Raw genomic sequence first — 25074 nt, 5'->3', positions numbered from 1 at the left:
TGAAAAAGTAATCGGAAAGGTCTATTCGCATAGAGTAGCCGACTCCTAGGAGAACCGCTTATCTACAGACCACAGTCGGCACTGTGGTCTTATATATATAGTTGTAAAGTAGGTCGATTATACCATTATTATGGATAAATTTAGTTCTGCGCTTCTCCAACATATTTTCGTTGGAAAGCAGTGATACTATCATACTCATCACCAAGCATTCGTGATAATCGTATATAGATAGGAAGAAGCTCCCGATACACGTTAGTAGTATTTTCATTAGGATGATGGGTATGTGTTTGTCCTATCATATCTGAAACAATCTTGAAATCGTCAATTTCACCAACTGCATACATACCTAAGACGATGGCACCAAGACAAGAACTTTCATAGCTTTCTGGTACAATCACTGGCTTATCAACTATGTCCGCCATTAATTGACGCCACATTTCAGAACGTGCAAATCCGCCAGTCGCCTGAATTTTTTTGGGCTCACCAGTTAATTCCTCAAGCGCCAGTAAAACCGTGTACAGGTTATAAATGATTCCCTCTAACACTGCGCGAATCATGTGTTCCTTTTTGTGATGAATACTTAGACCGAAAAAGGAACCACGAGCATTTGCATTCCATAATGGAGCTCGCTCACCGGTCATATATGGGTGGAAGATTAAACCGTCTGATCCAGGATTTACACCAGATGCAATCTTCGTTAACACATCATATGGATCAATTCCTAATCGTTTTGCTGTTTCTACCTCAGAAGCAGCAAATTCATCACGTAACCAGCGTAAAATAATTCCACCGTTATTTACTGGTCCTCCAATGATCCAATGATTTTCGGTCAATGCATAACAAAAAATTCTCCCCTTAGGGTCTGTCCGTGGGTGATCTGAAATGGTACGTATTGCACCACTTGTCCCAATTGTAACTGCGATAACTCCTGGTTCGATTGCGTTCACACCAAGGTTTGACAAAACACCATCACTAGCACCAATAACAAAAGGAACATCACCACATAATCCAATGTAGGAATGGTAGTATTTCTTTACTGTTTTCAGTTGATGTGTAGTTGGAACGAGCGTGGATAATTGATCAGGGGTAATTCCGGCTAATAGAAGTGCCTCCTTATCCCAATCCAATGTTTCAAGATTCATTAAGCCAGTAGCCGATGCAATCGAATGGTCAATCACATATTCACCAAAAAGTTTGTAAAAGACATATTCTTTAATTGAAATAAATTTTGCAGCTTTTGTAAAAATAGCTGGTTGCTCCTCCCGCATCCAGACTAACTTTACAAGTGGTGACATAGGATGGATTGGTGTTCCGGTACGTAAATAGATTTCGTGTCCATTATGTTTCTCTTTGATTTGTTGTGCATGATTTGCGCTTCGAGTATCCGCCCAAGTAATACTGTTAGTAAGTGGCTTATTTTCTGCATCAACTGCAATCAGGCTGTGCATTGCCGAGGAAAAGGAAACGAATTGGATGCTAGTAGCTCTGGCAGTATTGGTTTTCATGATCTCTTTCATACAATTAATAACTGCTTCAAAAATTTCATCGGGATCCTGCTCTGCTATTAGTGGACTTGGTGTATGTAAGGCATAGTTGATCGTGTGATTTGTAATCACTTCGCCTTTTTTATTGAAAAGAACTGCCTTTGTACTCGTAGTTCCAATATCTACGCCTAAATAAGATGATTGTGTCATTGTTGTTCCTCCCTCAATAGAAGAAGAAAAGAGAATAACCTAAAACATTCTCTTTTCTTCTTTAAATTTGGCTCTTTTCGTAAGTTTTGTTGCTATTTAATCCTTGCGAAAAATTGTGTCATAGCATATCGCTTCGGAAATACACTACGCTTTCCGCGGGCTTGCGCTGAGCCTCCTCGCTCGCAAAGAACGCTCACTGTGGGGTCTCATCGTCTTCGATTTTCCCGCTGGAGTCTTCGTGTATTTCCTTCGCTAGCATTGCGTTTGATTTCCGCACTATCGTAGTTTATTGATTTTGTAGCAAAAACAACAATCTTTTAGAAGACAGCTTTAAATTTAGCTTATAAATAAACTAATTACAAATACGACTGAAAATCCGACGAGTGCGATTAGTGTTTCCATGATTGTCCAGGACTTTAATGTATCTTTTACATCTAATCCGAAGTATCGGTTAACTAGCCAGAAGCCGGAGTCGTTAACATGGGAAGCAATCGTTGCACCAGCTGCAATCGAGATAACCATTAAACCAAGCATCGGACCTGACATTCCAATTGTATCGATTAATGGAGACATTAGACCAGCACCAGTAACCATCGCTACCGTTGCAGAACCTTGTGCTACACGAACGAACGTTGTGATAAGGAATGCGAGTACTATTGGCGATAATGCAGAATCAATCATCATTTCGCCAATTACGTCACCTACACCTGAATCAATAAGTACTTGTTTGAATACACCACCAGCACCAGTTACCAGGATAATGATTCCTGCAGGTTCTAATGCCTTTGTTGCGATATCCTGTACTTGTTGTTTGGAATAGCCACGTTTAACACCTAAGAAATAGAACGTTAGCAATGTCGCAATGGTTAATGCAACAAACGGATGCCCAAGAAAGGCAAAAATGTCACGGAACGTGTTACCTTCAGGCAATGCAACCCCAGTAACCGTATTGACTAAAATTAGAACCAATGGAATTAATATAAGAGACGTAATCATTCCAAAGCTTGGTAATTCTTGATCATATTCTTGTTCTTCGATTTGCATGTAATCAGGAATCTTTGCATCAATTCTTTTTGCAATAAATTTACCGAAAATTGGTCCAGCAATAATCATTGCGGGGATACCAGCGATTGCACCGAATAGGATAACCCAACCTAACTCTGCCCCAATTAGATTAGCTACTGCGATCGGACCCGGAGTTGGTGGAATAAAACTATGCGTTACGGCTAAACCCGCTAATAGTGGAATCCCGTAGTAAAGTAATGATCGTCCAGTTTTTTTAGCTAAACCATAAATAATTGGAACCAAAATAATAAATCCTACATCGAAAAATACTGGAATAGCTACAATAAAACCTGTTAAACCAAGTGCCCATTGTGCTTTATCTTCACCAAATTTGCTGATCATCGTTTGAGCAAGACGTTCAGCTCCACCAGAAACTTCTAGCATTTTACCGAACATTGCTCCAAGGCCTACAACTACTGCTACGAAGCCGAGTGTTCCACCCATACCACTTTGGATTGATTCGATAACGCCGGATAGTGGCATGCCTGCTGCAACACCAACTATTAAACTCACAAGTAATAAAGCAACAAATGCATGCAGTTTTGTACGTATAACTAAGAATAATAACAAGAATATTCCTGCAAGAGCTATTATAATTAACATTGAACCTGACATTTTGTTTCCCCCTTTGGTTTAAACGCTTTCATTCTTTTTGGAAAAATAATGAAGTGAAGAATAGGATTTATTTCTTCACAACATCGTGTCCTCCAAATTCGTTGCGTAGTGCTGCGACAACCTTTCCAGAGAATGTATCATCTTCCTGGGATCGGTATCGCATCATGAGTGACAATGCGATAACAGGTGCTGCAACTTGAAAGTCAAGTGCTGTTTCAACTGTCCATTTTCCTTCTCCTGACGAGTTCATTACACCGCGAATATCATCTAATTTCGCATCCTTAGTGAAAGCATTTTCGATTAGCTCCATTAACCAAGATCGTATGACAGATCCGTGATTCCAAACTTTGGCAACCTTTTCATAGTCGTAATCAAACTCGCTTTTGTTCAAGATGTCAAAGCCTTCTGCCATTGATTGCATCATGCCGTATTCAATCCCGTTATGGACCATTTTTAAGAAGTGGCCACTGCCCGATTTACCTGTATACAGATAACCATTTTCGATGGAAACGTCTTTAAAAATTTGCTCAATTTCAACAAACTTTTCAGGGTCACCACCAACCATCGTACAAGCCCCCTCGCGAGCACCGTCAGTACCACCACTCGTACCACAGTCAAAGAAGTAAATTCCTTTTTCCTTCAATGTGGAAGCGCGTTGTAATGTATCTTTATAGTTAGAATTTCCGCCATCGATAAGACTGTCTCCGCTGGATAGCAATGGAGTTAACTCATTAATTACGTGTTCTGTAACCTCACCAGCAGGAACCATCAACCAAATCGTACGAGGTGTTGGTAACTTCTCGACAACAGTTGATAAAGATGTTTCGAACTGGAAATCCTCATGCTTAATTTCGTTCAATAGTGCTTCGTTCGTGTCATAACCAACAACTTTGTGATTATGATCAAGTAAGTTTAATGATAAATTGAGACCCATTTTTCCCAAACCAACTATTCCTATATGCATGTTGTCCTCCTTGTGTAAAAGAATATTTTTTCTTATCAGATATATTATATCAAATATTTTTCTATAATCAATACATTTTTAAGTTGATAGAGTGAAAAAAAATTCCTTTTCTTATATACTTAGTGTTGTAGCCAATATAGTTAGGAGCATTCGACATGGTTAATGAAAACCAACATGGATTAGCAAGTATACGAAGTAACTACGGGAAGTTTAGCGCGAAGGAAAAGAAGATTGCTGATTATATACTGGCAAACCCACAGCAAATTATCCATCACACGATCAATCAAGTTTCCGAAGATCTAGAAATAGCAGATTCAACTGTATTTCGCTTCTGCCAGCGGATTGGATTCAAAGGTTATCAAGCTTTCAAAATTGCCCTGGCCGCTGAGATTGTTACACCGATGAAGGATATCCATGAAAAAATTAATGACGGGGATAGTGTTGCTACAGTTTCGGAAAAAGTTTTCCGTTCCAATATGAAAACACTAGAAGATACGTTGCATATATTAGACGGAAACGCACTAGAACAAGCAGTGCGTGCTATTCTGCAAGCTGAAAAGGTTGAGTTTTATGGTAATGGGGGTTCTGCTTTGGTGGCGCTAGATGCCTATCATAAATTTATCCGAAGCGGTATACATGTCAACTCAAATCTTGATGCACATATGCAGCTCATGTCAGCCTCGCAGCTAGGGAAAAAGGATGTTGCGGTATTGATATCTCATTCAGGTTCTACAAAGGACTTACTCGATGTATTGCAAGTACTTAAGAAGAATGATGTTCAAACAATTAGTATTACGAATTTCGCCAAGTCACCATTGACGAAAGAAGTAGCAATTTCACTATATACAGTTGCAGAAGAAACAGACTTTCGTTCAGAAGCATTATCTTCAAGGATTGCTCAGCTTAGTATTGTCGATGCGCTGTATACCAATGTAATGATTGCCAAAAAAGAAGAGGGTAAGAAGGCAATTAGTAACATGCGTGAAGCAATATCCATGAAACGATTATAAACTTTTGGGGGAGGCTGATCTAATGTAGGCTTCTGTCTGAAATCAATCCATTCCCATTACCCCTTAGCTCATGTATACTTATATTTCGAGTACCGAAGAAAGGGAGACGTTCATGGGCACTGAATCAATCGCAATTAAAACAGCTAAGTTGCCAGATAAAATTTGGACACGTGATTTTGTTCTTGTTTGTGTGGCTAACTTCTTTATTTTTCTTGGATTCCAAATGACACTACCGACGATTCCGCTATTTGTAAAAGAGCTTGGCGGAAGTGATCAATTAATAGGACTTATAACTGGTATTTTTACATTTTCTGCTTTGCTTTTGAGACCTTATGCAGGCCATGCATTAGAATCAAAAGGGCGACGCTTTGTCTATATGTTTGGACTGGCAGTATTTGTTTTGTCCGTCGGTTCATACGCATTTGTTGCGAGTATTTTCTTTTTATTTATCATGCGGATGGTGCAGGGTATCGGTTGGGGATTTTCGACAACGGCTACAGGGACCATTGCAACGGATTTGATCCCTCCAAAACGGAGGGGAGAAGGGATGGGGTACTTCGGTTTATCCGGCAATCTAGCATTAGCCTTTGGTCCAACTCTAGGACTAACGCTTGTCGGCATCATCTCATTTAAATCGTTATTTATGATTTGTGCAGCACTTGGGTTTGTAGCTTTTTTGTTATCTTCAAAGATTCGTTATAAACAGGTGGAACAATCACCAAATAAAACAGTCACTGTTAAATTTGATATCTTTGAAAAGACAGCCATCCAGCCATCATTGTTATTATTTTTTATTACGGTTACATTCGGAGGGATTGCATCATTTCTTCCATTATATGCGACGGAAAAAAACATACCGGGTATAGAATCGTATTTCTTAGTTTTTGCGATATTCTTAATGATATCTCGGACGTTTGCTGGGAAAATTTATGATGCCAAAGGACATATTTATGTCTTTATTCCAGGAACTTTATTAATTTTTGGATCTATGCTATTACTCTCATGGCTACCAAGCACATTAGTTATGTTGATTGCAGGCGGAATGTATGGCTTAGGCTTTGGAAGTGTTCAACCAGCATTACAGGCATGGGCGGTTGACAAGGCCGCAGATAATCGAAAAGGAATGGCAAATGCAACGTTTTTTTCCTTTTTCGATTTAGGAGTTGGATTAGGGGCAATAAGCTTTGGTCAATTAGCCTATATGTATGATTATAGCGTTATTTACACTACTTCAGCTGGTTCAGTTTTGTTAGCAATCTTTCTGTATCTTTATCTGCTTATAAAATCCAAAAAAGTAAAAGTTACGCACTAACTTCGAATCTGAAACCTGCACCTGTAGCGGAATGATTACGGTAAAAAGTAAAAGTCGAACCCCTTTTCAACCAAAAGGGGCTCGATTTAGTTTAAAAAGATGGCTATTTTGTATACAATGTAAGTAATGATAAGAACAAAAGCGCAAGCGCCCGTTTAGCGACGTATAGAATGGACTGAGCCGCTGGAGCTGGACGTGGCTGTTTAAGTTGATCAGTTATCTAGTGTACCAATTGTAAAGCATCTAAACTAGAAGAAGGTAGGGTTAACCTGATTTGAAAAGCTATGATATTTTCCATATGCAACGATTATTTCCTTCCCAAGTGTATGAGCGAGGTCTAGAATATTTTCATCAGGGAAGAGTAACCGAATTATTATACGATATTAATTTTCACGTTTGGACGGCAACGGTTTATGGAAGTGAAAGTTATTTTGTGGAAGTAAATACAAAAAGATGGCCACATGAGCTTTCAGATGCCTATTGCGATTGCCCCGCTTTTAAAACCTATAATCAATGCAAACATGTTGTTGCGGTGTTATTTGCAATTGGCAAAAGGCACAAGGAACAAGGTGCTTTACGTCAAGTTGATAAATTTCAAACGACAAAAGACTTTATTCAAACGATTACGGATATACAACAACAAAAACGGGCAAGTAGCTTAAGCATTAATCGCCAACAACTACAGGTGGAGTATGTATGTAAGTGGACATATAATGATACGTTATTTCTTGAACTCAAAGTGGGCGAAAAACGTCGTTTAGTTGTAAAGGATATACACGCATTTCTGCAGGATGTATTTCAAGAGCGAGAGCATTATTTTACGAAAACATTCACTTATAATCCGGAGCTGCATTATTTTCAGGATGAGGATCTGGAATTATTTGAATCCATCATGTCCATTGTGCAAAACGAACGGCTGTACGATGGTCATTCCTTATACCGCTATCAAACACATATTTCAGAAGGACGCTCCATTTCTATTTCTCCATTGCTTGCGAAACCATTACTAAAAAAATTGGTCGAACGTGACTTTGTTGTAGACACTGAACGAGACATTTTCCATGCTATTACGATTATAGAAGATGAACTTCCTTATGAATTTAAATTGGAAAAAAACAATAGGGAGCTTGCACTTGCAGTAGAAGGTATGCAAGATGCCGTTTATTTTGCTAAGTATGAATTGTTGTTTGATACCGGGACTTTTTACTTTCCAAAGAAAGATCAGGTGCCAATGCTTGAGCAGGTGAGTCAAATTTCTAAAGATAATCCAAATCTCCCAATTCCAGCGGACCAAGCGGATGTATTTTTGTCAGAGGTTGTACCTTCACTAAAAAAAATTGGTGATGTGCAAATATCTGAAAATGTGGCATCTGAGATAATCCAAGTTCCACTTAAGGCAAAGCTTTATATCGATTTAAAAGCAGATTGGATTACTGGGAGATTGGAATATCATTATGGGGAGTATCAAGTAGATCCCTTTAATGGACGCAAGGAAGAGGACGTCTTAATCATTCGGGATGTGGAAAAAGAACAACAGATCATGCAGTTAATTGAGCATGCAAATTTTCATTTTAATGGTAAACAATTATATATCGATGCAGATGAGGATATGCTGTATGAATTTTTATACGATGTGCTACCAATGTTTGAAACGTATGTAGAATTGTTCTTAACATCAGATATTCGCAGATTTTTTATCGAAAACGAACCTGTTCCTAGTACGAATGTGCGATTAGAGTCTTCGAACAACTTACTGGAAATTGGCTTTAGTATTGATGGGATCAATGATAATGAAATTAATCAGATCCTAGGCGCCGTATTAGAGAAAAAACGCTATTACCGGATGGACAGTGGGGCATTATTATCCCTTGAAGGGGACGAATTCGCATCCATCCAAGAGTTAATGTCGGAACTTGATTTAAAAAAGGCGGATATACAGGATGGGAGTGTGCAGTTACCTGCATACAGAGGTGCGCAGGTCGATGCACTTATTGAAACGAAAAAAAATTATGATCCCAAGTTTCGAAAACTCTTACACCATCTAAAATCACCAGAAGAACAGGTTTACGAGATACCGGAAAATTTACAAGCTTCCCTGCGCAATTACCAAGAGACGGGATTCCAGTGGTTTAAATCACTAAGTAGCTATCACCTAGGTGGTATTTTGGCAGATGATATGGGACTTGGAAAGACCATTCAAAGTATTGCTTATTTACTGTCACTAAAACAGGATCTACCACATTTGATCGTAGCACCTTCATCTGTTTTATATAATTGGAAAAATGAGTGTGAGAAATTTGCACCAGATTTGCGAGTTCGTGTAGTTGCGGGTAGCCCGACAGAACGGATGGCAATGATTGATCCAAATGAAAAAGCTGAAGTATGGATTACGTCTTATGCAACATTACGACAAGATATCGCATTATACCAAGACATAACGTTCCACACATTGATTTTGGATGAAGCGCAATATATTAAAAACTATGCAACGAAAACGTCACAAGCCATCCGTGAAATTAAGGCTGGACATCGCTTTGCACTAAGTGGTACACCAATTGAAAATTCAATCGATGAACTGTGGGCAATTTTTCAAGTTATTTTACCAGGGCTAATGCCTAGTCAACGGAAATTCAAACAGCTGGATCATGCTAAAATTGCCATGTTAACAAAGCCATTTATTTTGCGGCGACTAAAGAAAGACGTATTAAAAGAGCTGCCAGACAAGATTGAATCGGTTCACGTATCTGAACTAACCAAACAACAAAAAGAATTGTATGTGGGGTATTTACGTGAGCTACAACAAGAGACAGCACAATCCTTAAGCAGTCAGGACTTTAATAAGAATCGAATGAAAATATTAGCAGGACTAACCAGATTGCGGCAGATTTGCTGTCATCCATCTTTATTTATTGAAAATTATGAAGGAAAGTCTGGAAAACTAGAACAGTTAATGGAAACAGTCAACAATGCTGTAGCAAACGGAAAAAGGATGTTAGTATTTTCTCAGTTTACAAGCATGCATGAAATCATTAAGAAAAAGCTAGAAGAAGATGGGATTGACTACTATTATTTACATGGTCAAACCCCCTCAGAGGAACGCGTAGAGATGAGTGAAAGCTTTAATAATGGTGAAAAAAGTGTATTCCTTATCTCATTAAAAGCAGGAGGAACAGGCCTTAACTTAACAGGAGCAGATACTGTTATTTTATATGATTTATGGTGGAATCCTGCTGTAGAGGATCAAGCTACTGGGCGTGCTCATCGCTTTGGACAAAAGAAAGTTGTTCAAGTAATACGAATGGTCACAAAAGGAACTATTGAGGATAAGATCTTTGCACTTCAGCAAAAGAAACGTGAATTAATTGATCAAGTGATTCAGCCTGGTGAACAGATGCTTTCAAGCCTTAGTGAAAGTGATATTCGTGAATTACTAAGTATATAAGCTAGGTAAAAAAACCCATGTGTGTAATTTTGGCACATTGGGTTTTTTGTTGGGTTTGGTAGGATTGACTGGTTAACAAACCATTTGACGGTAAAGTTGAATAAGAGCAGTTAATATATTTAAATAATTTCAAATTGGCGAAAATCCGTGCGAATCGGAGGAAAAACGTTAAGCGCTGAGAAGTATGCTTTTCCTCACGTGTGTTTCTTAAAATGTACTATTATAAATATTTAAAATAAACCTGCACTTTTTTCGCTTATCTGGTAAAATAAATATACTAACTAAACGCTCCTATTCAGTCGTCGAAAATGGTTAATAAACGGCAGATTTAGAATACAATAAGTACAAAAGGGGATGTAACAAATGAAAAAAATTGCAAATGGAGTTACGAAATTTTTTGTTGCTAATCTTGCGGTAGTGCTTGCGATTTTACTGTTGCCAATCTTTTTAATTACAGATGATGTTGCTTTATTTGAACAAGTAATGAGTTACCTATTTAACGATAATAAAGGATAATGCAAATATCCCTTTGAAACGAGGCTGCTGAAAAGGTTAAATATAGTACAAAATATGTGGATCTGCCATCGCATCTACGAATATACTTCACTTTCCGCGGGCGAGTGTCGATCCTCCTCGGACTGCCGTCCTGCGGTGTCTGGCCGATCTCTTGCTTCCCGTTGGAGTCTCCGTATATTCGAGATACTAAGCCAAGTTAAGATGGAAGATGGAAATTTTAATTGTTAAAATCCACCACTTTTTCAGTAGCCTCCTTGAAACAGGGGTATTCTTGTGGGCTAATTTCAACTTTTTCCGATATATCAAGCTTCGATCCAGGAAATCAATGTTCCCCCCGATATATCAAGCTTCATCCAGTAAATCAACGCTCGTTTCCGCCTCGCACAACAAAACAACACATAAAAACAGAGCCAGGTTATTAAACCTGGCTCTGTTTCACCATGTCTATATCGTTAGTTCAAACAGTTTACGCGGTCGACCTTTAACATATGGCTTTTCTTCCCCGACTACTCGGATGACTGCGCCTGCCAATAGTTTGTGAATTGTACGCTCTGCACTACGCTTTGTTACCTGATAATAGTTTGATATATCATTTGCAGAGAATGGTTCATTGTTTCGTAAGTTAATGAAATCAATAAAATTATAAGATAATTCATTATTTAGTCTAGCCCGGTGAATAAGTGCATGGTATAACTGTGACGTGTCCACATGCTTTGCCACTCCAAGCGGCCCGATTGTTTCTTGCCTTTCATTTACGATAAAGCAGCTACTTTCTTCGGAATGATTACAGGTTTCAAGGGCAAGCTTTGCATTATCCTCAGCCTGTTTTGCTGTTAAGCCTAAACCAAACCCGATATCTACTGGAATCCCTAATGAACGAGCGATTTCCTGTAACAAGGGAAAGTCACGGTAATGATTCGTAATATGATCAAGTATGCCCCTTGTACCAAATATGGAGAATTGATTATCGCCATTTGTTAAAACGGATGCATAGGTTTGATGGCCAAATTTTAATAGGATTTTATGAAGCTTCAGGAGCATTTCCTGTGCCAAAATTTCTCCTTGTTTGGCAACAATTTTATCAAATTCTTTAATCTGTACAAAACCTGAAACGATTTGTGCGCTCTTGCTTTTGTTTAATGTAGCGATTGACTTTGCTTTTTCAACAGCGCGTTCAAGGTTGAGTTTTGGAATCAGCATACAGCTAGTTGGAATTCCTTCTTCAATCAGCCTTTGTTCTACTTCCTCAATTGAGGTTAATACATAATCAATTTTGCCCGCTTGATAAAGCTCTTTGTGATAATGAAAAATTTTGCCGATGTCCAATATAGAATCGTCCCCATAACTATAGGCATAAATAGCACGATCCTCCATCTTCAATTCACTGATAACCTCATCGACATGCTCTTTGTGTAATACATCGATTGATATGCGATCCAGTGCCTGATTATGATTGTTTCTCAAACGGTAAAAGGATGTTAAGATCATATATTCATCAAATGCCACCTGGACAGCAGGTAAACGCTTTCTATCAATTTTTTCTTTGGCATAAAGATAAGGAAGTGATCCACCAAATAAATAAACGTCACACATAAAAGCTTTCTCAATTAAATCAACGTTTTCTACCGTTTTTGAATAGGTAAAAGGGACTATTTCAATGTCATCCTGACCCTCTACATAATCATTCATTCGTTCAATTATTTCTTCCCTGCCGAATACTGCAATTTTTATCTTCATTTGTGGACCTACCTCCGTATTTGTCTGCTGCTATTTCATGTATTAGAAATAACTATCAGCTTTTTATGTATGAAAGTACAATTTTGCCAATAGCCGCTAAATAATTTTCTCCTGCACTATTAGTTGAAAATTTTCTGCCAAGATGGCCATAAAAAACCTTCTTTTCTTGATGTGATAATAGTGTTACACCATGTTCGATACCAGGCAATTCACCAGACTTATGAATAATGGTTACGTTTTATTCAGGTTCAATATAAAAGGCTATTTTGCGATTGATCTGTTAATGAAGCAATATTTTTTTAATCTCTTGCCTGCTGCTATTAGTTGAAAATTTGTTCTTATTTTCTATAAGGTGCAGAAATTCACCCATATTTCGGGCACTTGTGTAATTTGCATCTTTGAGTAGTTCATGAATAGCAGACTTCTTCAGTTGGAAATCTATTACTATTCCGCCTTCATATTCAATTTTGAATGTGTTGTAATTCCTCTAGGAACCCCCAATTTAAAACACACGGGAATTAACGAAACATTTAACGACAGATTACGCTAACCCCTATTATAGTACGGAATTTTCTCAATATTGTCAAGAAGGAAAGTTAGGAAAGTTGACAAAAGTACCAATTGTATGTCCAACAAATAGGATTGTGTTATTTTTGTGACATTGTTATAACGAAATATTGCTGGTAATTCATTACAATATACGCAATAAAATGTCAGTTTTTGTGGTATGTTTAGTATAAATAATTTTGAAATTGGAGGGGGACACTGCATGGGGGAGCTATTAGAAAGTATAAATTTACATACACCAATTATTCAGGCAGGTATGGCAGGTGGAATTACAACTCCTAAACTAGTGGCTGAGGTGGCAAATGCCGGTGGGCTTGGTACGATAGGAGCTGGTTATATGAGTGCTTCGTCACTGACAGAAGAAATTGATCAGGTCAAACTGCTAACTGATAAGCCATTTGCGGTTAATTTATTTGCAACAAACTTAGAGGCATTCTCTAGTGAAGTGGAACCAATGCAACATTTTCTAAACCAATACCGAAATGAGCTGGAAATCGATCCAGGAAAACAATCTGTGAAGATATATGATTATTTACAAGAAAAGGTTTACGTCATCATTGAAAAAGATATTCCAGTCGTCAGTACAGCCTTTGGTGTGCTGTCGTCTATGTTAATCGAACGTCTTAAAAAAAATAATGTAACCCTGATTGGAATGGCGACCAATTTGGACGAGGCAAATCAATTAGTTGAAGCAGGCTATGATATCATTGTTGCACAAGGTTTTGAAGCTGGTGGACATCGTGGGACATTCGATGTACAAAAGTATCCAAATGGATGTAATCTCGGCTTACTTTCCTTGGTTCAGGAACTTTTGGAAAATCTAGATGTACCAATCATTGCAGCTGGTGGAATTTCAAATAAGACCCAAATTGATGGTCTGATGGCCATGGGGGTATCAGGCGTTCAGCTAGGAACTAAATTCTTAGTTGCAAAAGAAGCTGGAACAAATGGTGCATATCGACAATCACTACTAAAAGCTTCAGCTGTGGATACAGTTATTACAAAAGCTTTTTCAGGAAGGCCAGCACGAGCTATTATGAATCGCTTCATTCGTGAGGTGGAGGGAAGTAATTGTGAGTTATTTCCATTTCCAATCCAAAATGAACTTACGAAAGACATTCGTGGAGCAGGTAAGGAATTTGCTGTTTCCGAGTTTCAATCATTATGGGCAGGCCAAGGTGTAGGATCCATTGTAAGTGAAGAACCAGTAGCAAAAATACTAGCTTCATTGGTCGGAGAAGATACAAAGAAAACGAACCAGCTTGAATTGGAGTTTGAATAATGATAGAACAAAACGAGACCAGCAGATTAATAAAATAACGACGACCACATGAACCGCTTCTTAATTTTATAATTTCGAAGCGGTTTTGCTTTGTTTCATCAAGAATTAAAAAAGGAATACACTTATGTGGACATCCTCCAAAACTTATGCACAGCCTGTGGACAAGGTTGAGGATAACTCAATATTTTGTGTAGAACATAAATTCTAGTACGAAATAAGGGAAAAATATTCACAAATAGAAAGAAGGGCTGGGGATAACTTGATGAAAAGATTGTTGCTGCTGAGTAGTATAGGCATTGCATCCGGCACTGTTCTTGGTTACTTCTTTAAAGGGATTCAATCTATAACCGGTCAGAAGGTATACATTCTTCTACTAAATGTGGATTATATACCAATTTTAAAATCCTGGAACTGGAGCGAATTAGCGGAATTCATTCTCCATATTTGTATTTCTATTATTCTCGTAATAACGCTTTATTATGCCTTGAAACAGTACAATCGACATGATAAATCTATATTTTATGCCCTAATCATTACGTTGATAGGTATGTTATTATATGGTACTACGGTGTTTTCAGAACGAACCCCAGATCTTTTAAATGTATATGCCTTTTTCTATTGGTTTATTGGGCACGTGCTATATGGAAGTATCGTTGGATTATTGATTAAGATAGTAAAAGTTGAGGGATAACATGAGACAAAAAACAAAAGTAGCAATCCGAAATACGTTACTTACAACCGTTTCAATTATTGGGTTGCTAGTCATCGTTTCACTTTTGGCGCAGACAGAATTCAAAGTGGATGAAGATATACTAAGCGATGAAGTGAAGCAATACCGGCCTGTTGTGGAAAAGTATGCAAAAGAAAACGATGTTGAAGATTATGTGGATATCTTATTAGCCATGATGATGCAAGAATCTGGTGGACGTGGCAGTGATCCGATGCAGGCTTCTGAAAGCTATTGTGGCGAAAGGAATTGTATTAAGGATCCCGACCGATCTATTAAACAAGGAGTCTACTATTTTTCCGAAACCCTAAATGCAGCAGATGGAGACATAGAGCTTGCGATACAATCGTATAATTTTGGCAAAGGATTTATTGACTATGCATTGGAAAATAAGGGAAAGTATACACAGGAGGTAGCTATCAATTTTTCCCAAGAAATGTATGAAAGTGCATCGAACAAGTCCAAGTACAGGTGTTTACGAGAAGGAGCGCGGGAAATTAACGCCTGCTACGGGGACATCTATTATGTGCAGGATATATTGGCGATGCGTGAGAAATTAAAATCTGAGTAATTGAATACTTGTAAAGGTTATATAGAAAAATTTAACGGGATTTTAAACACTAAGACATATGAAAGCCCAGTTCCTTTTATTATAAAAGGGAACTGGGCTTTCGTTATTCATCAAACATGCGATGCAACCTTTATTGCTGAATTGAAAAATCTTTAACATTCTAGATTTTGTTTTCTGGATCTTCCGTGAAACAAGTTAAATTAGATTATTCATCAACCTTCTCAAAATAACGTTGTAGTGTCGATATCTCGCTTTTACCGCCTGCTATCACTAAACGTGACAGCCTTTTCGGCGTCCAAATACCCTGCGCCTTGAACATAGGATGGCAATCCCCTATCGACAGCAGCCTGGAGAAGTTGTTGCTTTACCTCGTCAGGGGAAAATTGTGGATAGGCTTGAAGAATAAGAGCTGCTACACCAGAACAGATGGGAGTTGCCATCGATGTGCCTGATAAAGAGAAATAATTGTCCCCGACACGATTCGATTTCGTTGTTTTGTCTAGGAAAGAGCCGGGAGCTCTTAAAGAAATAATATTAGCCCCTGGAGCCAATAAATCGGGTTTCGACTCTCCTCCACACGCAGGTCCACGACTTGAAAAAGATGCAACTTCTTCATCAGTACGATCAACTGTGTTTTGGTCATCGATTGCCCCAACAGTCACGACCTTCGAACTGATTCCGGGGGTTGCAATCGTTCTTTGATCAGGCCCCGAATTTCCAGCCGCTACACAAACAACAATACCGCTTTCCCAAGCCTTTTCAACAATTTGAACAAGTGGATCATTACAGTCAGACTCATCAGCTGCTGCCCCTAAGGATAGGGAAATCACATTAATTTGATGTTCTTCCTTATGGTCGATACACCATTGAATCCCAGAAACGATTGTGGAAAGTGACCCTGATCCTATTTGATTCAGTACCTTTACGCCAATAACACCAGATTCTGGAGCGGGACCACGGTATTTTCCGTTTGAAGAAAAACCGTTACCAGCCGCATCCCCTGCACAATGTGTTCCGTGTCCATTATCATCATAAGGCTCCGTTTTGTTGTTAATAAAATCTTTAAAGGCAATAATTCGGTTAGTCGGCTGTTTTAAATCCTGATGCGGATGAACCCCTGTGTCAACGATGGCAATGTTGATGCCTTTGCCGGTTATACCCTGGTCATTCAATTGTTCTGCATGAATGGATGGAGATGCAACATCCAACAATGCTGTGACTTCTCGATCATAGTAAATTTTTTTGATGTGACAATCACTGTACATGAGTTTTTCAATTGAGGATGCCGTTAGGACTGCTGAACAACTGGATGTGCTGGAGTATTCGTACTTTATCTTGGATCTAACATTTTTCCCTACCAATTGACGAGCCATTTTTAAAGACGAAGGCAGAGAGGCATTTTTTTGGTCGAACTCAATAATGACGGGAAACCTCTTTGACTTTTTTAAAAATTGTTCCAATGGACGATGTAAAAAACAGGGGGTGCGGCGAAAGGGTTTATATAAATGGATTAATTTTTGCCGTAGATCTTTGTCGAACCTTTCACTATAATTTCTGGTAAGCTGAATCATTGAAAATCCTAGCATTCTACCATCTCCTTTTACTTTGATGATTTATTCTATGAAGAAATGAAAAAGAGATGGCGGTGTTTGTAGCTAGATTATTAAAAAAGGCCCTTGTCTCATAGACTTAAAGACTGGTAAAGGGCGTTGACTAGATTTGCATTATATGTGCTGGCGTAACTACTGGAACGAAGTAGCGGTAAATCTCTACATCCTTCTTATATACATCCAATTTGCGCTTTGTACTTGCACAGCTATAAGAAATTTGGGTCCTTGTCCCAATTGAGAGTGAAGGTGGATATGCTAACGTTCGATCTTCTTCAACATGACTATCTAATGCTGGGTCTCCCAGTTGTTTTCCAAGAAGTAAATCGAGTTACTTCGATTTTTTCCGGAGAAGGATTATAATGGCAATATGATAGGAATAAACAAGGAGGCTTTTATTACATGTTGAAAGAAATCCATACAAAGAATGCCCCATCAGCTTTAGGGCCGTATTCACAAGCGATTCAGGCTGGGGACTTCTTATATGTTTCAGGACAAATCGGAATTAATCCAGAGACCGGAGAAGTAGTAGAAGGAATTGAAGCACAAACAAAACAGGTAATGGAAAACTTAAAATCAATACTAGCTGAGGCAGATACAAATTTCTCGCATGTTGCCAAATTCACAATCTTTTTAAATGATATGAATAACTTTAGTACAGTAAACGACTTATATGGAGATTATTTAGAAAAACCATATCCGGCACGTGCGACAGTAGAGGTTAGCCGACTGCCGAAAGATGTATTGGTGGAAATGGATGTTGTAGTATACACAAAAGTTGAACGGGAGTTAGTCTGATATGAATAATTTTACGTACCACAATCCAACAAAGTTAATTTTTGGTAAGGGACAGTTAGACGCTCTTACTGCAGAAGTTCCAACATATGGTAAAAAGGTATTAGTCGTGTATGGCGGAGGAAGCATTAAACGAAACGGTATTTATGATAATGTAATGAAAAAACTAAACGAAATTGGTGCTGAAGTTCACGAGTTATCTGGTGTTGAACCCAACCCTCGTGTGACAACTGCCCGAAAAGGAATCGAGATTTGTAAAAAAGAAGGAATTGAATTCTTACTTGCTGTTGGTGGTGGTAGCACAATTGATTGTACAAAAGCAATCGCGGCAGGCGCAAAGTCGGACGCCGACATTTGGGATATTGTTACGAAGAAAGAACAAGCAAAAGATGCACTTCCATTCGGTACAGTACTGACAATTGCTGCTACTGGTTCTGAAATGAATCGAGGTTCTGTTATTACCAATTGGGAATTGAATGAAAAGCATGGCTGGGGATCCCCGCATACTAGCCCTAAGTTTTCCATTTTAGACCCAACACACACCATGTCTTTACCACGTGAGCAAACGGTATATGGTATGGTTGATATTATGTCACATGTATTGGAACATTATTTCCATCATACTTCAAATACACCAATACAAGATCGATTGTGTGAAGGAATTTTACAGACAGTAATTGAAACTGCTCCGAAATTACTGGATGATCCGGAAAACTATGAGTATCGCGAAACGATTATGTTAAGTGGAACGCTAGCACTTAATGATATGCTGAACATGGGCTATCAAGGCGACTGGGCAACACATAATTTGGAGCATGCTGTATCAGCGGTTCACGATATTCCACATGGTGGTGGCCTTGCAATATTATTCCCTAACTGGATGAACCATGTAATGGATGAAAATGTCACCCGTTTTAAGCAACTTGCTGTTCGCGTATTTGATGTTGATCCTAATGGGAAAGCAGATCGTGATATTGCCCAAGAAGGAATCACGAAGCTACGTGAGTTTTGGACTAGCATTGGTGCACCAGATAAGCTTGCAGATTACGATATTGATGAAAGCACAGTTGAAACCATGGCAGGGAAAACTGTTCAGGTTCGCGAGGAATATGGTAATTTTAAAAAGCTAAACAAAGATGACTCCGAGAAAATATATCAAGCAAGTTTATAATTGAAAGGCTGTTTTCTAAAAGATCGTTGTTTTTGAAACAAAAATATAAAATGCGACGTAACTGCTATGTTGATTTCCGCTACGGACAGTTGCTTTCCGCGGGCACGGCCTCAGCCTCCTCGCGGAAGACCACCGCTGCGGGGTCTTCAGACTCGTGCTGTTCCCGCAGGAGTCAACTGTCCTCTGCTCCAATCAACGTCCATAAATTGCTGGGTGCCTGTGTGATATAAGCAACCAAATAAATTGAAATTGTTAAGCAGATCCCTAGTGAAGGAAATCCACGGAGACTCCTGCGGGAAGCAAGAGATCGGCGAGACCCCGCAGGACGGCAGTCCGAGGAGGCTCGACACTCGCCCGCGGAAAGCGTAGTGGATTTCCGGAACGGTTGTCCAACCACTAAACTTGGTATGTTATGTCGTATTTTATATCAATAGCAACAGACTTTGCTAAAACACCCAATTGAAAAACAAGCAAAAAAGAACTAGCTGTTAATGATAAACAGCTAGTTCTTTTCTTATTGCTTCTCTTATTTTATCTAAACATTCTTCAGGTGTATTACCAGAAACGCGTTTACCATTAACTAACGCATATGGTTTTAACCGGCACAAACCGCAGAACGAAAGGCATTCATTCATCAATACTGCAACTTCAGGAAATTCCTTCTCAATAATTTCTTCTATATTAATAGTAGCGATGGCATTTCCGTCGCAAACGTCGACTATGACTATACCCATTGCTATCACTTTCTTTCTATATCAATAGTATTCGTGACTCTGTTAGTTGTAGCATATACGAGAACAAGATTCAATAGTTGTGTTTTAGAAAAACTTGCCATTCGCCCCGTCCTTAATAGCGAATAGCGAAGTTTTTCTTATACTGGTGTTTCCTTACGTGTAAAAAAGATCGCTAGCGCCAGAGTTTAGCGATCTAAACTGTCTTTAAAGGCGCCCTGAGCTTTTCTTAACTTCGATGAGAAGAAAAAGCATGCTGGAATTTCCCTTCGTATTCATGTCGATACCAGGTGATTAGCATAATCATACCACTTATCACAAGTAATGCACTTGTTACAAAGAATACCGCCGAGAATCCGAAAAAGCCGGCTAACATCCCACCAAGCGCGGGACCAATCACATTACCTAAGAAACGCAGGCTTGTGTTGTACCCAAGTACTTCACCTTGCATGGAAAGTGGCGCAACTTGTCGAATGTACGCGATGCGAACTGGAATGATACCGCCAATGGATATCCCAAGTAAAAAGCGGAGCACGATTAGTTGCCAGATGTTTGTGACAAATGCTCCAGGGAAATATACGATACCAGCCATAAATAATAAAATAATCATTATTTTTACATATCCAATTCGGTCGCCAATTTTCCCCCACTGTTTTGCCATCAGCAAATTACCAAGCCCCGCTGCGGAAAAAGCCATACCCGAGAATAAGGCAATACTTGCTGGTCCATGTATATCTGCAACATATAAAGATAATATTGGTTGTATACTGAAATGAGCGACTTGAACAAGCATTGAAATCAACATGACGATGAGCAATACTGGTTGCCGAACGATATGCAACAGAACCTGTTTACTTGAATAGGTCTGATATTCTTCATCGTCGGAAAATCTCATTTTCAGTTCCTTTATTCCAAATAAAACAATGATTGCTGATAGGAATAACGTGATTGATGTCCACTTAAATGTAGTTGCGTAACCAAAGATGTCAGCTAATGCACCACCAAGCAACGGTCCTGCGAGTGCACCTGTGATACTACCTGTTTGTAAGGTGCCAAGAACACTTCCAGCAATCTTTTTTGGCGTTTGTGTTGCTATCATAGCTTGAGAGGTTGGGATAAACCCAGTAAAGATACCCATAAACAATCGCAATAAAAAAAGCTGCCATACGGAAGTGGCGAACCCCATTAATAATACAGATAAGCCTAACCCCAGGCCAGAAGTGATTAGAATCTTTTTGCGTCCAAATTTATCGCCAATTTTGCCCCAAATGGGTGAGAAGATAAAGGCTGTTACAAAGGTAATACCAAAGATCCAACCTGACCAGCTTTGTACATAGGTATCGGAAAAGTTGCCAAATGTTTCTATATATAGGGATATAAACGGAAGGATCATAGTCATGCTTCCAGCAATGAAAAAATTTGCAAACCACATAATAGTTAAATTTCGTTTTACAATAGGAGTTTGATCAGTGATGACAAAGCCCTTCTTTCTAACAATTTATTTCGGTACCCTAAATATATAGAAGTTCGAAGTAAATTTAAAGCTAAATGCTCAAGTTACTTCCAGGATGAATGTGGTAAAATAGCAATAAAAAGGAGTGACATTACGAATGATGAAAGCAATGAAAACTGCAATGATGTTAGTATTCGTTTTTGCCCTTATAGTAGGAGTTTCAAAGCCAACATATGCAACAACCAGTGTCAATGAAAAATTAGGTGTTCCGATTCTTGTGTTAGGTGGCAATTTATCTGATGCACAAAAAGAGGAAGTAAGAGAATTATTACAGGTAAAAGATGATGAAGCGGTTGAGGAATATACGATCACTGGTGAGGATGCTGCAAAATATATTAATGGTAATCCTGATGCCCGGATGTTTTCATCTGCAAAAATTGTGCGCGAAGAAGAAGGCGCGGGCCTCACGATTAATATAGAAACCCCTGATAATATCACAGAAGTAACAAGCGAAATGTATGCCAATGCATTATTAACTGCAGGTGTGGAAAACGCAAAGGTAGATGTTGCGTCACCTGTTAAAGTTAGTGGACACTCTGCGCTTACTGGAATTTATAAAGCGTATGATGTACAAGGTGTCGAATTAGATAAAGAACGGATGGAGCTTGCTAATGAGGAACTTGGTGTTGCAACTGACCTTGCCAAAAAGGATGGTCTAAGTCAGAAGAAAGTAAGTGAACTTTTAACTGAAATTAAGAAAGATATTGCTGAAAAAAACCCTGCAACAAAAGAAGAGGTAGAAAAAATCGTTCAGGATCAATTAAGTAACCTAAACATTTCTCTGAGTGAAGCGGATCGCCAAATGCTTGTAGATCTTTTTAACAAGATGCGTGACTTAAATATTGATTTTGATAAAGTGAAGAACCAGCTGGAAGACTTAACGAACACAATTACAGATAAAGTGGATGAACTAGGATTAGATGAAGGCTTTTGGAACAAAGTAGCCAATTTTTTTAGTGAGTTTTTCCAAGCGCTCAGTAATTTCTTTAAGGGATTGTTTAATTAAGCAGCAAAAGCGCAAGCGCCCGAGTATTGCTTAAGTAGCAGATATAACCACACATGAGAAGTTACTGACAACCGTTACTCGGGTTATGGAAACAGGATTTAAACACTTATTCATTACTACAGGAGTTTTAGCCATCTTGATAGTGTTCACTGGTTTTTACATTATTAACTATAACAAAAAACGAAAAGCAGGATAGGTAGTCATCAACCACACACATATTGACATGGGCATATGGAAGGATTTTTGTAACCATAATGTTAGTCTAGTAGTGTTTTGCAGAAAAGCTTTTAAAAAAGGTAATGCAAAGTAGTTTGAAAAGTCGTATGATTCTAATTGTAGATAAACCTCAAATAGGAGAGCATTTATAAAATACAATAGGGGGTCATATACGATGAGATTATCGAAACTTTCATTACTCTTAGTAGTAGCGCTGTTGTTAACTATGTTCACGGTTGCATGCTCTAGCGAGGGGAGCAGCACAGATTCAGGCACTGACTCAGGTGATTCTGGGGATACTACTCAAGCTGAAGATAGCGAAAGTGTAGAGCAGGTTCTCAATTTACTAGAAAGTGATACGATCCCAACAATGGATCTCACGTTGTCTACGGATGCACTTTCCGCTATTTATATTGGTAACACAACGGAAGGTCTATACCGTTTAGGTGAAAATGTAGAAATAACTCCAGGTATTGCTATGGATCATGAGGTAAGTAAAGATGGAACAGTTTGGACATTTAATCTTCGCGACGATGCCAAGTGGTCAAATGGAGATCCTGTAACAGCACATGACTTTGTTTATGCATGGAAACGAGCTGTAGATCCTGACGTTGGATCTGAATATGGTCCGTACATGATGGGTGGCGTAATCAAAAATGCGACTGCGGTTAGTAAAGGCGAAATGCCAATTGACAAATTGGGCGTAAAAGCTGAAGGTGATTACACATTTGTTGTTACACTTGAAAAACCAACACCTTATTTCGAATCATTAACAGCTTTCAGTACGTTCTTTCCTCTAAACCAGAAGTTCGTTGAGGAGCAGGGAGACAAATATGCAACAAGCTCTGATACGTTATTATCTAACGGACCATTCCTATTAAAAGATTGGGAAAGTACGTCAACTAATTGGAATCTGGTAAAGAACCCAGATTACTGGGATGCTGAAGCTGTACAATTAGATAAACTGACTTTCGATGTGGTTAAAGATCCACAGGTCGGTGTGGATTTATATGAAAAAGGTGAAGTGGACCGTGCAGGTGTTTCTTCAGACCTGGTTGATAAATATGCATCGGATGATGACTATACAACTACGCTTGAGCCAACATTATTCTGGTTGAAACTTAACCAGACTACTTCAGATGCGCTTGCAAACGTGAACATCCGTAAAGCAATTAGTAAATCGATAAACAAGCAAGCATTAGTTGACGAAATTTTGAATGATGGGTCAGTTGTTGCCAATGGTTTTGTACCTAAAAGTTTCAGTAAACATCCTGAGACTGGAGAAGGTTTTCGTGAAATAAATGGAGATTTAGTAACGTTTGATGCAGAAAAAGCAAAAGAACTATGGGAAAAGGGTCTTGAGGAAATTGGTAAAGAGACAGTTGAGCTTGAGTTTCTAGGTCAGGACGGCGCAACAACTAAACTTATGAATGAATACATTGCTAATCAAATGGAATCAAATCTTCCTGGATTAGACATTACATTAAAGCAAGTCCCTTTTGAACAAAAGCTTGAATTAGATTCAAACATGGACTATGACATTCAGTTCAATGGATGGCTTCCTGATTATCTTGATCCCTACACATTCTTAAACTTATGGTTGACGGATGGTCAAAACAACAAGATGGGATACTCGAATTCTGAGTATGATAAATTAATCAGAAGCACTGTAAATGAATTAGCTCTTAAGCCGGTTAAACGTTTTGAAGCATTCATAGAAGCTGAAAAGATTTTAGCCGAAGATGCGGCGGTTATTCCAATTTATCAAAGGGCTCGTGCACAATTAATAGCACCGAAAATAAAAGGTGTTATAAGAAACCCAATGGGAGCTTCTTATGATTATAAATGGGCACATATTGGTGAATCTGAATAGCAAGACTTATATTGTTAGAGAGTACATCCCAAAGTGATGTACTCTCTTTTTAAAGATAAAAAATAACGAGAAGTAAAGTAAGTGTAAGCAATAAAGCTAATGTCTGAAATGCGATAAATCGGTAAAACGTGATGTTAATGCGATCAGAAGGCATAGGAGTATCCCCTAGTTCTACTAAATAATCTCTATCTTTGGACATAACCGAACGAAATTTTCGGAAGCTCCAAGAAATTCCATCAAAGAACCGCCCTTTTATAATGAATAAAAATAACATTAAGATGAAATAAACAAGTGTTACATAAAATAAGGAATTGATAAAATGCCTTAGATTATATGCTGGAGCAGAGGTTATGAATACTAGAATGCATACAAAGAAATTGAGGAGCAGAAAAATCCATTTATTTTTTATATAAACCATACTTGTACACCCTTTAATATAGAATAACTATCATTATAGCAAAAATATAAAGATTATTATATTAGATTACAAAATGATTACTTATGTGTGAATTTAATGCAGTTTCAACAAAATAGTGTAATAAATAAGTAAAATAGTATAGGTAAAAAGACCTATTTTTTGTAATGAGAACGCTACCATAATAAAGTTTTGCAAAAAAATATTAAAAAAAGTAATGCAAAATAGTTTGAAAAATTGTATAA

General features: G+C 38.4%; 19 protein-coding genes. 11 read left to right on the top strand and 8 right to left on the bottom strand.

Translation table 11 applies throughout. The features are described 5' to 3' along the window. Positions 1 to 140: 140 nt before the first annotated feature. The 3 genes from gntK to gnd form a co-directional block, all read right to left on the bottom strand. On the bottom strand, positions 141 to 1694 hold the full coding sequence (gene gntK, locus AC3G7N_RS14520; protein ID WP_489422889.1) for a gluconokinase: 1554 nt from the start codon (positions 1692 to 1694) through the stop codon (positions 141 to 143). A gap of 336 nt (positions 1695 to 2030) precedes the next feature. Next, positions 2031 to 3374, bottom strand: coding sequence for a GntP family permease (locus tag AC3G7N_RS14515; RefSeq protein ID WP_489422888.1), 1344 nt, complete (start codon positions 3372 to 3374; stop codon positions 2031 to 2033). A gap of 67 nt (positions 3375 to 3441) precedes the next feature. Next, complete coding sequence (gene gnd, locus AC3G7N_RS14510; RefSeq protein WP_489422887.1) at positions 3442 to 4338, bottom strand: phosphogluconate dehydrogenase (NAD(+)-dependent, decarboxylating); 897 nt, start codon at positions 4336 to 4338, stop codon at positions 3442 to 3444. A 155-nt stretch (positions 4339 to 4493) separates the two neighbouring features. On the opposite strand from gnd, the gene AC3G7N_RS14505 reads away from it, so the two are divergent. The 4 genes from AC3G7N_RS14505 to AC3G7N_RS14490 all read left to right on the top strand — a co-directional run bounded on the left by AC3G7N_RS14505 (position 4494) and on the right by AC3G7N_RS14490 (position 10618). Beyond that, positions 4494 to 5348, top strand: a complete 855-nt coding sequence (locus AC3G7N_RS14505) for a MurR/RpiR family transcriptional regulator (protein WP_489422886.1) — start codon at positions 4494 to 4496, stop codon at positions 5346 to 5348. A 112-nt stretch (positions 5349 to 5460) separates the two neighbouring features. Then, positions 5461 to 6660 carry an MFS transporter gene (locus AC3G7N_RS14500; RefSeq protein WP_489422885.1) on the top strand — a complete coding sequence of 400 codons (1200 nt, stop codon included), beginning with the start codon at positions 5461 to 5463 and terminating at the stop codon, positions 6658 to 6660. Between the two features lie 298 nt (positions 6661 to 6958). After that, positions 6959 to 10102 (top strand): SNF2 helicase associated domain-containing protein, encoded by a 3144-nt coding sequence (locus tag AC3G7N_RS14495; RefSeq protein WP_489422884.1) that lies wholly within the window; start codon positions 6959 to 6961, stop codon positions 10100 to 10102. A gap of 363 nt (positions 10103 to 10465) precedes the next feature. Next, complete coding sequence (locus tag AC3G7N_RS14490) at positions 10466 to 10618, top strand: hypothetical protein (protein ID WP_489422883.1); 153 nt, start codon at positions 10466 to 10468, stop codon at positions 10616 to 10618. Between the two features lie 444 nt (positions 10619 to 11062). On the opposite strand, the gene AC3G7N_RS14485 is transcribed toward AC3G7N_RS14490, so the two are convergent. Next, positions 11063 to 12355, bottom strand: coding sequence for a hypothetical protein (locus AC3G7N_RS14485; RefSeq protein WP_489422882.1), 1293 nt, complete (start codon positions 12353 to 12355; stop codon positions 11063 to 11065). 769 nt (positions 12356 to 13124) lie between these two features. Here AC3G7N_RS14485 and AC3G7N_RS14480 point away from each other — a divergent pair. From AC3G7N_RS14480 to AC3G7N_RS14470, 3 genes are all read left to right on the top strand, one after another. Further along, the gene (locus AC3G7N_RS14480; RefSeq protein WP_489422881.1) at positions 13125 to 14204 is read left to right on the top strand and encodes an NAD(P)H-dependent flavin oxidoreductase; all 1080 of its coding nucleotides are present in this window, start codon (positions 13125 to 13127) and stop codon (positions 14202 to 14204) included. A 262-nt stretch (positions 14205 to 14466) separates the two neighbouring features. Beyond that, a complete protein-coding gene (locus tag AC3G7N_RS14475; protein WP_489422880.1) occupies positions 14467 to 14895 on the top strand; it encodes a hypothetical protein in 429 nt (142 codons plus the stop codon). 1 nt (position 14896) lies between these two features. After that, complete coding sequence (locus tag AC3G7N_RS14470) at positions 14897 to 15502, top strand: lysozyme family protein (RefSeq protein WP_489422879.1); 606 nt, start codon at positions 14897 to 14899, stop codon at positions 15500 to 15502. 254 nt (positions 15503 to 15756) lie between these two features. Here the strand turns inward: AC3G7N_RS14470 and AC3G7N_RS14465 are convergent, their stop codons facing one another. Further along, positions 15757 to 17088, bottom strand: a complete 1332-nt coding sequence (locus AC3G7N_RS14465) for a S8 family peptidase (protein WP_489422878.1) — start codon at positions 17086 to 17088, stop codon at positions 15757 to 15759. A gap of 423 nt (positions 17089 to 17511) precedes the next feature. On the opposite strand from AC3G7N_RS14465, the gene AC3G7N_RS14460 reads away from it, so the two are divergent. Continuing rightward, a complete protein-coding gene (locus tag AC3G7N_RS14460) occupies positions 17512 to 17907 on the top strand; it encodes a RidA family protein (protein ID WP_489422877.1) in 396 nt (131 codons plus the stop codon). A gap of 1 nt (position 17908) precedes the next feature. Then, the gene (locus AC3G7N_RS14455) at positions 17909 to 19075 is read left to right on the top strand and encodes an iron-containing alcohol dehydrogenase (protein ID WP_489422876.1); all 1167 of its coding nucleotides are present in this window, start codon (positions 17909 to 17911) and stop codon (positions 19073 to 19075) included. Positions 19076 to 19563: 488 nt separating this feature from the next. Here the strand turns inward: AC3G7N_RS14455 and AC3G7N_RS14450 are convergent, their stop codons facing one another. Together AC3G7N_RS14450 and AC3G7N_RS14445 are read right to left on the bottom strand one after the other, a co-directional pair. Continuing rightward, positions 19564 to 19809, bottom strand: coding sequence for a YuzB family protein (locus AC3G7N_RS14450; RefSeq protein WP_489422875.1), 246 nt, complete (start codon positions 19807 to 19809; stop codon positions 19564 to 19566). A 226-nt stretch (positions 19810 to 20035) separates the two neighbouring features. Then, complete coding sequence (locus tag AC3G7N_RS14445; protein WP_489422874.1) at positions 20036 to 21238, bottom strand: MFS transporter; 1203 nt, start codon at positions 21236 to 21238, stop codon at positions 20036 to 20038. Between the two features lie 178 nt (positions 21239 to 21416). Here AC3G7N_RS14445 and AC3G7N_RS14440 point away from each other — a divergent pair, with 178 nt between their 5' ends. Further along, positions 21417 to 22325 carry a DUF1002 domain-containing protein gene (locus AC3G7N_RS14440; protein WP_489422873.1) on the top strand — a complete coding sequence of 303 codons (909 nt, stop codon included), beginning with the start codon at positions 21417 to 21419 and terminating at the stop codon, positions 22323 to 22325. A 391-nt stretch (positions 22326 to 22716) separates the two neighbouring features. Further along, the gene (locus AC3G7N_RS14435; protein WP_489422872.1) at positions 22717 to 24414 is read left to right on the top strand and encodes a peptide ABC transporter substrate-binding protein; all 1698 of its coding nucleotides are present in this window, start codon (positions 22717 to 22719) and stop codon (positions 24412 to 24414) included. 49 nt (positions 24415 to 24463) lie between these two features. On the opposite strand, the gene AC3G7N_RS14430 is transcribed toward AC3G7N_RS14435, so the two are convergent. Continuing rightward, complete coding sequence (locus AC3G7N_RS14430; protein ID WP_489422871.1) at positions 24464 to 24832, bottom strand: DUF3899 domain-containing protein; 369 nt, start codon at positions 24830 to 24832, stop codon at positions 24464 to 24466. Positions 24833 to 25074 lie beyond the last annotated feature (242 nt).

The sequence above is a fragment of the Virgibacillus carmonensis genome, from assembly GCF_057836705.1.
This window is presented reverse-complemented; position numbering and strand designations above follow the sequence as displayed.